The 12,278-nt window shown below is 68.6% G+C and carries 14 protein-coding genes; 4 read left to right on the top strand and 10 right to left on the bottom strand.

The window, feature by feature from the left end; genetic code table 11:
- Positions 1-4: 4 nt before the first annotated feature.
- Complete coding sequence (locus AC1DSO_RS08780; RefSeq protein WP_477068464.1) at positions 5-478, top strand: hypothetical protein; 474 nt, start codon at positions 5-7, stop codon at positions 476-478.
- Positions 479-486: 8 nt separating this feature from the next.
- Here the strand turns inward: AC1DSO_RS08780 and pdxH are convergent, their stop codons facing one another.
- Positions 487-1,167: a pyridoxamine 5'-phosphate oxidase gene (gene pdxH / locus AC1DSO_RS08775; RefSeq protein WP_477068463.1), complete on the bottom strand. Its 681-nt coding sequence runs from the start codon at positions 1,165-1,167 to the stop codon at positions 487-489.
- A gap of 93 nt (positions 1,168-1,260) precedes the next feature.
- Here pdxH and AC1DSO_RS08770 point away from each other — a divergent pair, with 93 nt between their 5' ends.
- The 3 genes from AC1DSO_RS08770 to AC1DSO_RS08760 all read left to right on the top strand — a co-directional run bounded on the left by AC1DSO_RS08770 (position 1,261) and on the right by AC1DSO_RS08760 (position 3,063).
- Positions 1,261-1,962, top strand: coding sequence for a DnaJ domain-containing protein (locus tag AC1DSO_RS08770; RefSeq protein WP_477068462.1), 702 nt, complete (start codon positions 1,261-1,263; stop codon positions 1,960-1,962).
- A gap of 226 nt (positions 1,963-2,188) precedes the next feature.
- Entirely contained in the window at positions 2,189-2,605 is a 417-nt protein-coding gene (locus tag AC1DSO_RS08765; protein ID WP_047410442.1) for an organic hydroperoxide resistance protein, read from the top strand.
- 11 nt (positions 2,606-2,616) lie between these two features.
- Positions 2,617-3,063 carry a MarR family winged helix-turn-helix transcriptional regulator gene (locus AC1DSO_RS08760; protein WP_477068461.1) on the top strand — a complete coding sequence of 149 codons (447 nt, stop codon included), beginning with the start codon at positions 2,617-2,619 and terminating at the stop codon, positions 3,061-3,063.
- A 2-nt stretch (positions 3,064-3,065) separates the two neighbouring features.
- Here the strand turns inward: AC1DSO_RS08760 and AC1DSO_RS08755 are convergent, their stop codons facing one another.
- The 9 genes from AC1DSO_RS08755 to sciP form a co-directional block, all read right to left on the bottom strand.
- On the bottom strand, positions 3,066-3,482 hold the full coding sequence (locus tag AC1DSO_RS08755) for a DUF4282 domain-containing protein (protein ID WP_162247195.1): 417 nt from the start codon (positions 3,480-3,482) through the stop codon (positions 3,066-3,068).
- A 100-nt stretch (positions 3,483-3,582) separates the two neighbouring features.
- Positions 3,583-4,146, bottom strand: coding sequence for a hypothetical protein (locus AC1DSO_RS08750; protein ID WP_477068460.1), 564 nt, complete (start codon positions 4,144-4,146; stop codon positions 3,583-3,585).
- 168 nt (positions 4,147-4,314) lie between these two features.
- Positions 4,315-6,417, bottom strand: a complete 2,103-nt coding sequence (gene flhA, locus AC1DSO_RS08745; protein WP_477068459.1) for a flagellar biosynthesis protein FlhA — start codon at positions 6,415-6,417, stop codon at positions 4,315-4,317.
- A 134-nt stretch (positions 6,418-6,551) separates the two neighbouring features.
- Positions 6,552-7,925: a sigma-54-dependent transcriptional regulator FlbD gene (gene flbD, locus AC1DSO_RS08740; protein WP_477068458.1), complete on the bottom strand. Its 1,374-nt coding sequence runs from the start codon at positions 7,923-7,925 to the stop codon at positions 6,552-6,554.
- Positions 7,926-7,954: 29 nt separating this feature from the next.
- Positions 7,955-8,287 (bottom strand): flagellar motor switch protein FliN, encoded by a 333-nt coding sequence (gene fliN, locus AC1DSO_RS08735; RefSeq protein WP_477068457.1) that lies wholly within the window; start codon positions 8,285-8,287, stop codon positions 7,955-7,957.
- A gap of 28 nt (positions 8,288-8,315) precedes the next feature.
- Complete coding sequence (locus AC1DSO_RS08730; protein WP_477068456.1) at positions 8,316-8,951, bottom strand: FliH/SctL family protein; 636 nt, start codon at positions 8,949-8,951, stop codon at positions 8,316-8,318.
- A 10-nt stretch (positions 8,952-8,961) separates the two neighbouring features.
- The gene (gene fliG / locus AC1DSO_RS08725; RefSeq protein ID WP_477068455.1) at positions 8,962-9,984 is read right to left on the bottom strand and encodes a flagellar motor switch protein FliG; all 1,023 of its coding nucleotides are present in this window, start codon (positions 9,982-9,984) and stop codon (positions 8,962-8,964) included.
- Complete coding sequence (fliF, locus tag AC1DSO_RS08720) at positions 9,984-11,645, bottom strand: flagellar basal-body MS-ring/collar protein FliF (RefSeq protein ID WP_477068454.1); 1,662 nt, start codon at positions 11,643-11,645, stop codon at positions 9,984-9,986. Before fliF ends, fliG begins: the two co-directional genes overlap by 1 nt.
- 269 nt (positions 11,646-11,914) lie before the next feature.
- Positions 11,915-12,196 (bottom strand): CtrA inhibitor SciP, encoded by a 282-nt coding sequence (gene sciP / locus AC1DSO_RS08715; RefSeq protein ID WP_047410412.1) that lies wholly within the window; start codon positions 12,194-12,196, stop codon positions 11,915-11,917.
- Positions 12,197-12,278: the final 82 nt, after the last annotated feature.

The raw sequence follows: 12,278 nt of genomic DNA, 5'->3' as shown, positions 1-12,278 counted from the left end.
GCCGTTGGCCGACGCCATCGCCGCGCTGCAGGCCTCGCCGTTCGGCGCCTGGGCGCGAGGATCGGCCTATGCCTATCCGGCCGCCAACCTGGCGCACCTGCTGGGCCTGTTGCTGCTGGTCGGCGGCATCGGCGTGCTCGACCTGAGGGTGGCGGGCCTGTTCCGGATGATCCCGGTCGCGCCGCTGTCACGGGCCCTGACGCCGCTCGCGGTGACGGGGCTGATCCTGATGCTGCCCAGCGGCTTCACGATGTTCGCGGCCGACGCCAAGGCGCTGGCGGCCTCGCCGCTGTTCCGCTGGAAGCTGGCGCTAATCGCGCTGGCCGTGACCAACGCCGTGGTTTTCCGACGCGCCTGGGGCCGACGCCTCGACCGCTGGGGCGGCGAGCCGCCGCCGGCCGCGCGGGCGATGGCCGCCGCGTCCCTGGCCCTTTGGCTGGTGGTCGGCGCCCTGGGCCGGCTGATCGCCTACGCCTGAGCGCACGCTCACGGGAACAGCCGCTTGGTCGTCCAGCCGCCGCCCGTACCCTTTCCTGCGCGATCGAACACCAGCCGCTCGTGCAGGCGGAACGGGCGGTCGCGCCAGAACTCGATGCTGACCGGGGCAACGCGATAGCCCGACCAGTGCGGCGGGCGCGGCACCTTGCCCAGGCCAAACTTCAGGCCCATCTCGGCGACCCGCTTTTCCAGGGCCAGACGGTCGGGCAGCGGCGCCGACTGGTCGCTGGCCCAGGCCCCCAGCTGGCTGTGCCGCGCGCGGCTGGCGAAATAGGCGTCGGCCTCGGCCTGGGTGACCGGCTCGACCACGCCGCGAATCCGCACCTGACGGCGCAGCGACTTCCAATGGAACAGCAGCGCCGCCTTGGGCTGGCCCGCCAGCTCGCGGCCCTTGGCGCTGTGGGTATTGGTGTAGAAGACGAAGCCGCGCGGATCGAAGCCCTTCAGCAGCACCATCCGCGAGTCCGGCATGCCGTCGGCGTCGACGGTCGAGACGGCCATGGCGTTGGGGTCGCTGGGCTCTTTCTTGCCCGCCTCCTCCAGCCATTCGGCGAACAGGGCGAACGGATCCTCCTCCGACAGCAGGGCCGGCGGCGTCGCCTCGGTCACCTGGCGGACATAGTCGTCCTCGCTGGGCGAGGCGGGGATCAGGGTCGGGTCGGCGCTCATGCGCCTGATATAGGCCGCCAGCGCGCGAGGGGCCACATCCGCGAAAGTCTTAACTTAACGCGCCGTTGACCATCCCCGCGCCAGGGTCGCCGCATGACTGCCCGCGCCTCCGCCCTGACCCTTTCGGCCGCCCGCGCCCTGCTGGGCGTGGCGCCGGACGCGGACGAGCGCGAGCTGCGCACCGCCTATCGCGAAGCCGCCAAGCGGGCCCACCCGGACCGCCCGACCGGCGACGCGGCCCTGTTCCGCGACGTGTTGGCGGCCTATCGCCTGCTGCAGGACCACCCGTTCCAGCCGACGACCTTCCCGCCGGCCGTGACCAACGCCATCCCGGTCGTGGACCGCGTCTTCCTGGAGATCGACATCGCCACGGCCGTGGCCGGCGGCGCCGAGGACCTGGCCATCGACGGCCGCCGCCTGCGGCTGAAGCTGCCGGCCGGCCTGCGCGAGGGCGACAAGGTCCGCGTCGAGGGCGTGACGTTCGAGGTCCGCCTGCGGTCGCAGGACGGCGCCCTGGTGCGCGGCGACGACATCTGGCTGACCGGCAAGGTCGACCCGCGCGTCCTGGCCGAGGGCGGCCGGGTCGACGCCGACACCCCGCTGGGCCCCCGCCCGGCCTGGATCTCGACCAAGGCCGCCGCCCGCGGCCTGGTCCGCCTGCCCGGCCAGGGCCTGCCGGCCCGCGCCGCCCACAAGGCCGGCGACCTGTTCCTGCGCCTGGAAGCCGCCGAAGCCGGCGCCGAAAGCCCGGCGCGGTCCCTGCTGAAGCGCTTCGCGGCGGCCTGGGCGGCTTAACTTTTAAGATGCTCCCCCGCGAGCGGGGGAGCTGTCGCGGAGCGACTGAGGGGGCTAGCGCGGCCAGCGGCCAGCTTGCCCCCTCCGGCCCTCCGGGCCACCTCCCCCGCATCGCGGGGGAGAAGCATAAAACTCAATCGCGCGCGATCTTTTTCACCCCGCCGCTCTTGATATTAAATCGTGCGCGATTAAATCGTTCACATCATTCAAGCCAAGGACCTCTCCGATGACCACCCTCTACACCACCCGCGCCACCGTCGTCGGCGGCCGTGACGGCCACGCCCGCAGCGAGGACGGCCTGCTGGACGTGCAGCTGTCGATGCCCAAGGCGCTCGGCGGCAAGGAGACCGGGACCAATCCCGAGCAACTGTTCGCCGCCGGCTACGCCGCCTGTTTCCAGAGCGCCATGGCCCACGTCGCCCGTACCCAGAAGATCGCCCTGACGGGCTCGACCGTGACCGGCCAGGTCGGCCTCGCCACCCAGGAGGTCGGCTTCAAGCTCGAAGTCGCGCTGGAGGTCGAGACCCAGGGCCTGTCGCAAGCCGACGCCGAGGCCTTGGTCGCCACCGCCCACCAGGTCTGCCCCTATTCCAACGCCACGCGCGGCAATGTCGACGTGGCCATCACCGTCAAGGCGGCCTAATCAGTAGTGCGATGAGCCAGAAACCCGCGTCGTCCGATCGTCCGCCCGAGGCCCTGCGCCTGGACAACCAGCTGTGCTTCGCCCTCTACGGCGCGGCCAATCGGATGACGCGGCTGTATCGGCCGATGCTGGACGCCCTGGGCCTGACCTATCCGCAGTACCTGGCCATGCTGGTGCTGTGGGAGGCCAGCCCCCGGACCGTCGGGGCCCTGGGCGACGCCCTGGATCTCGACTCCAGCACCCTGACCCCGCTGCTCAAGCGCCTGGAAGCTGGCGGCCTGGTCGAGCGCCGCCGCGATCCGGACGACGAGCGGCGGGTCATCGTGGCCCTGACCGACAAGGGCCAAGCCTTGCGCGATCAGGCCGTGACGATTCCCGAAAAGCTGCTCTGCGCCCTCGACATGCCGCTGGAAGCGGTGGGGACGCTGCGCGAGCGCCTCAAGACGCTCGCGAAATAAAGCTAGACCTGCTGCCGGGGCGGTTGGCCTTGCGGCGGCGGCGTCTGCCGGGCGCGGAAGACGGCGTGGTCGGCGTCGCTGGTCTGGCGCAGGGCCCGCAGGTCCTCGCTGATCCGGAAGATGGCGACGTAGAACTCGCAGAAGGCGCGCCACAGCAGCACCAGCGCTCCGGCGACCAGCAGGCCGGCGATCAGCACCGGGAAGGCCAGCAGCAGCGAGCCGACGCCGGGCTCCTTCAGGGCCAGGCCGACGGCGGCGCCGACCACGGAAAAGCCGAACAGGGCCACGACCCCAAGGCCTGCCCAATAGATGAAGTGAATCACCGGCCCGGTGACCAGGCGATCGAACGTCAGCAAATCCCACAGCAGTGAGTTGGACCCACGCTTGGTCTTATTGGCCGGAGGCATACGGAACCCCAAGTCGGCGAAAAACGCCCGCTTATGGGGCCATCGCTATCAGTGACGAGCCCGCTCGGCAATGCCGAGCGGGCTCGCGGTCGTAACGTCTTGTGCGTAGACCTTATTGTTGCGGCTTGGCGCCCGCGACCGTCGCGTCGATCTGGGCCTTGGTGGCCGTGGTCGAGACGCTGCCGTCCGCCCCAGCGCTGAGGCTGTTGGCCGGCAGGGCGAACTTCACGCCGCCGTTGGTGACGATGACGTTGGTCGAGCCGTCGGCGCCCGTGCTGGTGCCGGTGATCTGGCCCACGGCGACGCCTTGGGCGTCCTTCACGGACGAGCCCGTCTTGAAGCTGGCGACATTGGCCGAGCTGGGGGTGGCGGCGCTATCGGCGGTGCTGGCCGAGGGCGGCGTGGCCGGGGTCGCCGGCTGGGCCGGGCTCACGCCAGGATTCGCCGGCGTGGCCGGATCGGCGGGCGTCGCGCCGGGCGTGGTCGTCGACTGGCCCGGAGCGGTCGATAGACCGGGCGCCGTCATCGTCTGGCCTGGAGCCGACGCCATCGTCTGGCCTGGAGCCGACGCCGCGCTGGGCGAGGCGTGGCCGGCCGAATTGGTGCTCTGTGCGAAGGCGGCGCCGGCAAACGTCAGGGACGCGGCGGCGGCGAGCAGGGCAAGCTTATGGGTCATCTCTGTTACTCTCCGTCGGGGCCCCTCCCGGCGGAAACAACGTGACCTTGCCGTGACGGTTCCGTCGGAGAGTCGACGCATGTCGCGATCGGCGCGGGTTTTATGTGACGGCGACGACAAAAATGGCGGTCGGCCCGATCGCTGCGGCCGCCTCTAGGGCCGCGCTCTTTAGACCATTCCCACCGTCTTCAAACGGGCGCGGGGGTGGATCTCGTTCTGGCTCATCACCACGGTCTGGCCGCGGAAGCGCTCGATGATCGAGCGGACATAGGGGCGCACGCCGGGGCTGGTCAGCAGCACGGCGGCCTCGCCGGCCAAGGCGGCGCGCTCGAAGGCGTCGCGGACCCCGCGGATGAAGTCCTGCAGGCGCGAGGGCGGCAGGGCCAGCTGCTTGTCGTCGCCGGGACCGATCAGGGCTTCGGCGAAGGCCTGCTCCCATTCGGCCGACAGGGTGATGATCGGCAGGGCGCCGTCGTCGCCGCGGTTGGCCCAGCACAGCTGGCGGGCCAGGCGGGCGCGGACCTGCTCGACCAGCTGGGTGACCGAGGCGGTGTGCGGAGCGGCCTCGCCGATGCCTTCCAGGATCTGCGGCAGGTCGCGGATCGAGACCCGCTCGCGCAGCAGCGACTGCAGCACGCGCTGGACCGTGGTGGCCGTGGCGGTGCCCGGGATCAGATCGTCGACCAGCTTGCGCTGCGTCTCGGGCAGCTCCTTCAGGAGCTTCTGGACCTCGGAGTACGACAGCAGATCGGCCATGTTCTCCTTGAGGATCTCGGTCAGGTGCGTGGTCAGCACCGTGGCCGGGTCGACGACCGTATAGCCGCGGAAGGTGGCTTCCTCGCGCAGGTCGTCGGCGATCCAGGTGGCCGGCAGGCCGAAGGCGGGCTCGCGCACGTGCTCGCCGGGCAGCTCGACCTGGCCGCCGCGCGGGTCCATGGCCATCAGGCAGCCCAGGCGCACCTCGCCGGCCCCGGCTTCCATTTCCTTGATGCGGATGGCGTAGCCCTGGTTGGCCAGGCGCATGTTGTCGAGGATCCGCACCGGCGGCATGACGAAGCCGAACTCACCGGCCAGGGTCTTGCGCAGGGCGCGGATCTGGTCGGTCAGCTTGCGGCCGTCCAGGTCGTTGATCAGGGTCAGCAGGCCGTAGCCCAGCTCGATCTTGACGTCGTCGATGGCCAGCGAGGCGCTGATCGGCTCTTCCTCGGCCTCGGCCGGGGCCGCCGATTCCAGCAGGGACGGATCGATGGGCTTGGGTTTCTTGGCGTCCTGGATGCGCTTGTAGGCCAGGGCCCCCGCGCCCAGCGACAGGGCCGCGAACGGGATGATCGGCATGCCCGGGATCAGGGCGATGACGCCGGACGAGGCCGAGACCATGCCCAGGGCGGCCGGGTTCATGGCCAGCTGGGTGACCAGGGCCTTGTCGGCCGAGCCTTCGACGCCGGCCTTGGAGACGACCATGCCGGCGGCGATCGAGATGACCAGGGCCGGGATCTGGCTGACCAGGCCGTCGCCGATGGTCATGATCGTGTACGAGGACGCGGCCTCGCCGATCGGGATCTTGTGCTGCACGACACCGATGATGATGCCGCCGACGATGTTGATGCCGGTGATGATCAGGCCGGCGATCGCGTCGCCCTTCACGAACTTGCTGGCGCCGTCCATGGCCCCGAAGAACGTGCTTTCCTGCTCCAGCTCCTTGCGGCGGATCTTGGCGCTTTCCTGGTCGATCAGGCCCGTCGACAGGTCGGCGTCGATCGCCATCTGCTTGCCGGGCATGGAGTCCAGGGTGAAGCGGGCCGCCACTTCGGCGATCCGGCCCGAACCCTTGGTGACGACCATGAAGTTCACCACCACCAGGATGATGAAGATGATCACCCCGATGACGAAGTTGCCCTGCATCATCAGGTGACCGAAGGCCTCGATGACCGCGCCGGCCCCGCCGGTGCCTTCCTGGCCGTGGCCGAGGATCAGGCGGGTCGAGGCGACGTTCAGGCCCAGGCGATACAGGGTCGCGACCAGCAGGACGGTCGGGAACGAGGTGAATTCCAGCGGCTTCTTGATCAGCACCGCCGTCATCAGGATCAGCACCGACCCCGTCAGCGAGATCGCCAGCAGCAGGTCCAGCAGGACCGGCGGGACGGGCAGGATCAGCAGGACGATGATGCCGACCACGCCCAGGGCCAGGCCCATTTCGCCGCGCAGGAATCCGTCCAGCAGCGACTTGGCGCTGGGCATGGATCTGGCGGTCGGGGCGGCGGCGTCGGCCATTCGGAACCTTGAACCGTGGATGGAGCTAGACCAGCGCTTGAAGCGATTTGCGGCCCGCCGCCATCTCCTTAACCAAAATTAGCCATGTTCGGCGCCGGACGGATGGTCGCGGCGCCGCGACATGTTGACCGACCTTAAGCGGCCGCGCCGATGCCCCCTTGCGGCGGCGGCACCGGGACGCCGGCGTCCGAATATTCCTTCAGCTTGTTGCGCAACGTGCGGATCGAGATGCCCAGGATGTTGGCGGCGTGGGTGCGGTTGCCCAGGCAGTGCTCCAGGGTGTCGATGATCAGCTGCTGCTCGACCTCGGCGACGGTCGAGCCGACGAAGGTGCGCGAGACGGCGTCGGCGGCCATCTGGGCGCCGCGGGCCACCGCGACGTCCGGCGCCGGCGCGGGGGCCAGCTGCTGGCCGTCGGGCAGGCGGATGGCGAACTCCTCGATCTCCGGACCGGTCGACAGCAGCACCGCGCGGTGCATGGCGTTTTCCAGCTCGCGGACGTTGCCGGGCCAGCGGTGGGCGATCAGGCGACGCTTGGCCTCGGCCGAGATCGGCTTTTCCGCCACGCCATTGGCGGCCGAGTACTTCTTGACGAAGAACTCGCACAGGCTGAACACGTCGCCCGGACGCTCGCGCAGCGGCGGCAGGCGCAGGTTCACGACGTTCAGGCGGTAGAGCAGGTCTTCGCGGAACACGCCGTCCTTCACGGACTGGGCGAGGTCGCGGTTGCTGGTGGCCAGGATGCGGATGTTGACCTTGACCGGCTTGGAGCCGCCGACGCGGTCGATCTCGCGTTCCTGGATGGCGCGCAGCAGCTTGGCCTGCAGGCGGACGTCCATTTCGCTGATTTCGTCCAGCAGCAGGGTGCCGCCGTCGGCTTCCTCGAACTTGCCGATGCGGCGGGCCATGGCGCCGGTGAAGGCGCCCTTCTCGTGGCCGAACAGCTCGCTTTCCAGCAGGTTCTCGGGGATGGCGGCGCAGTTGACCGAGATGAACGGCGCCTTGGCCCGGCGCGATTTGCCGTGGACGTAGCGGGCCATGACCTCCTTACCCGAACCGCTTTCGCCGGTGATCAGGATCGAGGCGTCGGACGGGGCGACCTGGTCGGCCAGCTTGATCACCGACTCCATGGCCGGGTCGCGGACGACCATCGGCTTTTCGTCGTCGGTGACGGCGGCCAGGACGGCGGCGATCAGCTCGGCGTCCGGCGGCAGCGGGATGAATTCCTTGGCCCCGGCCTTGATGGCGGCGGCCGCGCGCATCGGGTCGGCGTCGACGCCGCAGGCCACCACCGGCACCCGCATCCGCTCGGCCTCGTTGGCCGCGATCAGGCCGGCGATGTCCAGCGCGTAGTCGACCATCAAGAGGTCGGCGCCCTGCCCCGCGCGCAGCGCGTTGGTCGCCTGCTCCGTCGTTTCGACGTGCGAGACCTTTGCCCCAGCATTCATCGCCATCTTCACGGCGACCGAGAGCTGCCCGTTCAGTTTTCCGACGACCAGAAGCCGCATGTTCTACTCTCCCTCACGGACGGCAGGGCTTAGCCCTGGTCGCCGTCCTTGATGATTTCCGTCATGGTCACGCCCAGGCGTTCGTCGACGACGACGACCTCGCCCCGGGCGACCAGGCGGTTGTTGACGTAGATGTCGATGGCCTCGCCGACCTTGCGGTCCAGCTCCAGGATCGACCCCTGCGAAAGCTGCAGCAGCTGCGCCACCGACATGTGGGCGCGCCCCAGCACCGCCGAGATGTTGACCGGCACGTCGAAGACGGGGGCCAGGTCAGAGGCGGTCTTGTCGCTGAGCTCGACCGGCAGTTCGGAGGCCAGCATGGCGCTTCCGAATTCGTCGAGCGGGAGATTGTCTTCGGCCATCTTAGTCAGCCTTCGCTGGGTAATCTTGCTAAGTGAACAGGGGTTCGGCGTGGAGGCCTTCGGCGGCGATCGCCGCTTCCAGCGCTTCGGCGACGCGCTGAGCGGCGCCTTCCGGGTCGAAGGCCGCGCGGCCCTCGCCCCAGTCGAAAGTGAAGGCCGCGGGGGCCATAGCGCCGTCGGCGCGGGCGACGATCTGGCCTTGGAAGCCGATCTGAACCGCCACGTGCTCCAGCGCCTGCTGGGTGCGCTCCTCCAGCTCGGGCGAGACCCGGACGAAGATGCGCGGTTGGGCCTCGACCTCGCGGGCCAGGGCCTCGAGGGCCGCCGTGACCGGGGCCTCGGGGAAATGGGTCAGGGCCGCGTCGGCGATCTTGCGGCCGCAGGCCAGGGCCAGCATGGCCGAGCCTTCGCGGTGTTCGTGGGCGACGTGAGTCAGGGTCTCGAACGCCTGCTGCACGGCGTGGGCGACTTCGCCCAGGGCCTGGGCGGCCTCCTGCTCGGCGCGGGCCACGGCCGAGCGCTCGCCGTCCTGGTAGGCCTGGGCCTTGGCCGCCTCGACCTCCTCGAGGGTGAAGTTCTTCTTCACCTTCGGCGGCGTGTAGGAACCGCCGCGGTCGTCGAAGACCGTGTCGAAGCCAAATCTGCGGTGAGGGGTGTCGTTCATGCCATCCGCCTCAGTAGATCAGCTCGTCGTCGCCGCCGGAGCCGGCCAGCATGATCTCGCCCTTGGCGGCCAGATCCTTGGCGACCTGCACCATGCCCACCTGGGCGGCGTCGACGTCCTTCAGGCGCACGGGGCCCATGCTTTCCATGTCCTCGCGCATGATCTTGGCGGCGCGTTCCGACATGTTCGAGAAGAACAGGTCGCGCAGCTTGTCCGAGGCGCCCTTCAGGGCCAGGGCCAGCTGTTCCTTGCTGGTGCCGCGCAGCAGGGTCTGGATGCCGCCCGGGTCCAGCTTGGCCAGATCCTCGAACACGAACATCAGGGCGCGGATCCGCTCGGCGGCCTCGCGATTGCGCTCTTCCAGCGCGGCGATGAAGCGGGCCTCGGTTTGGCGGTCGAAGTTGTTGAAGATCTCGGCCATCATCTCGTGGCTGTCGCGCTTGGACGTGCGCGCCAGGTTCGACATGAATTCGGTGCGCAGGGTCATCTCGATCTTGTCGAGGATCTCGCGCTGCACCGGCTCCATCCGCAGCATGCGGGTGACGCATTCCAGGGCGAAGTCTTCCGGCAGGCAGGCCAGCACGCGGGCGGCGTGATCGCTCTTCACCTTCGACAGCACCACCGCGACGGTCTGCGGGTATTCGTTCTTCAGATAGTTGGCGAGCACGGCCTCGTTCACGTTGCCGAGCTTGTCCCACATGGTTCGACCCGCCGGACCGCGGATCTCTTCCATCAGGGCGTCGACCTTCTCCTGCGGCATGAACGCCGCCAGCAGGCGCTGGGTCTGTTCGTACGAGCCCATGATCGCGCCCGTCGAGCTCATGCCCGAGACGAACTCGACCAGCAGCTCTTCCACGACGGAGGCGGACACCGTGCCCAGGCCGGCCATGGCCTGGGAGACTTCCTTGATCTCCTCGTCGTCCAGGGCTTCCCAGATCTTGGTGTGATCCTCGCCGAGGGCGAGCAGAACAATCGCGGCCTTTTCGGGCCCCGACAGGTTCTTCACGTCGTTGACGGCGGCTTTCATGGCCATCAGTTCGACTCGTGCAGCCAGTTACGGAGGATCGCGACCGACTCGTCGGGATGCTTCTCGACGAACTCGGAGACGCGCTTGATCGACGAGGCCTTAACCTGACCCTCGATCTTGGCGATGTCGATGCGCTGGTCGATGTCGCTGCCCATCGGGCCGGCGATCGCCATCGGCTCGCCGGTCTGATCGACCACGACCTGCTGCTGGGTGCCGTCCGACAGGGTGACCAGGCGGGTGACCGTCTGCCCCGTGGGGCCGGCCAGGGCCATCTGGCCGGGGGCCGGGGCGGACAGGTTCTTGATGAACGGGCGGACCGCGAACAGCATGACCAGCAGGGCCACGACGCCCAGGATCCCCAGTTCGGCGAAGCGCATGATGTCGTTCTTGTCGAAGCCGGCCAGCAGGCCCTGCTTTTCCAGGCCTTGGTCTTCGGGCTGCGGGAACTTGATGTTGGTGACCTTGACCTGGTCGCCGCGGGCGGCGTCGAAGCCGACGGCGGTCTTCACCAGTTCCTCGATCTGCGCGATCTCCTCGGCGGTGCGCGGGGTATAGGCGCCCGGCTTGCCGTCCTTGCCGGCGGGCGCGGTGATCCCGTCGATGGCGACGGCCACGGCGACCTTCTTGATCGTGCCCGGCTCCTGGATCGTGGTCTTCACCGACTTGGAGATCTCGTAGTTGGTGACGCTCTCGTTCTGGTTCGAGCGCGAGCCCAGCTGCTGGAAGCCGTTGGCGCCCTGGCCGCCGGGCACGTTGGCCGCCGCGGTGACACCCGAGGTGTCGTCGTTCTTGGTCTCGCTGTTGCCGGCTTCGTTGGTGCTTTCCGAACGGATCACCTGGCCGTCGGGGTCGAAGCGCTCTTCCTGGGTGGTGACGCGGTTCAGGTCCAGGTCGGCGGTGACGTTGACCCTCGCCTTGCCGGGACCGAGGACGCCTTCGATCATGTCCTTGACGGTCTTGGCGATGCGGGCCTCGGCCTCGGTGCGGCGGTCGGCGGCTTCCTTGCCAGCCAGGCTCTCGTCGCTGGGGGCCGACAGGGTCTTGCCGTGCTGGTCGATGACCGCGACCTTCTCGGCCTTCATGTTCGGGACCGACGAGGACACCAGGTTCTGGATGGCGCGGACCATGTCGGTAGCCGGCTCGCGGGCCCCGACGCCGATGGTGACGGCGGCCGACGGCTGCTCGGCGTCCTCCTCGAACAGCTGGCGCTTGGGCAGCACCAGGTGGACGCGGACGCTGTTGACGCCCTGCATGGCCTTGATGGTGCGTTCCAGCTCGCCCTGCAGGGCGCGTTGACGGTTCAGCTGCTGGACGAAGTCGGTCTGACCCAGCGCGTTGTTGCCGTCGAAGATTTCGTAGCCGATCGAGCCCGAGCTCACGAGGCCCTTGCCGGCGACCATCAGGCGGGCGCTGGCGACCTTGTCGCGCGCCACCATGATCGTCGAGCCGTCGCCCTTGGCTTCGTACTTGATGCCGGCCTGGTCGAGCGCCGCAGTGACTTCCGAGGCTTCCTTCAGGTCCAGGTTCGAATAGAGCAGCTCATTGGGCTCCCTGCCCATGAACATGACCAGCGCCACCAGCACGGCGACGACACCGGCGCCGACGCCGAGCATCGCGGCCAAGCGCCCGACGCCGAAACGCTGAATTGAACCTAGAAAGCTTTCCACGAAGCCCCATCCCCTGCTCAACGCCCCCGGAGGGACGCCCGACGTCCGAACGAAAACCGTCCGTCGGTAGGCAGGATTTACCCAGTTCAAGGTAAACGAGGCGTTTATATTTGGCCGTCGGAGGGGCTTCCGATGGCGCCAAAACGTCGCGGCCGCGCCCTTTCGGGCGCGGCCGCTGAACGTCTTCAACCCCTTTTGGCGCAAGGCCCGCGGGGTTTTTAGGCGCGATGAGGGGCGGTCACATTAACGCACCCTTCAAAACGCGACCTTTAACGGTACTGCTGAATCCGCGTCGTGCGCAGACCCGCCAGGCCGTGCCGGTCGATCGACTGCTGCCAGGCGAGGAATTCCTCGTTGGTCAGCTTGTAGCGATCGCACGCCTCGTCGAGCGAGAGGAGACCCCCGCGGACGGCGGCGACGACCTCTGCCTTGCGCCGGATCACCCAACGCTGGGTTTCCGGAGGCGGCAAATCGGAGAGAGTTAGAGGCGCGCCGGTCGGACCGATCACGTACTTCTCACCCCGGCTGTTCGTGCGCTGCTGCTGCAACATGGCTTTACGCCTTTCCACAACCATCACTGTTGAAGGCCACTATAGGCGCCGCCTAATAACAGCGGCTTAATTCCAATAGTAA

Source organism: Caulobacter sp. P4_E5 (assembly GCF_056401555.1).
The sequence above is the reverse complement of the archived record's forward strand: the minus strand, read 5'-3'. Positions and strand labels throughout refer to the sequence as shown.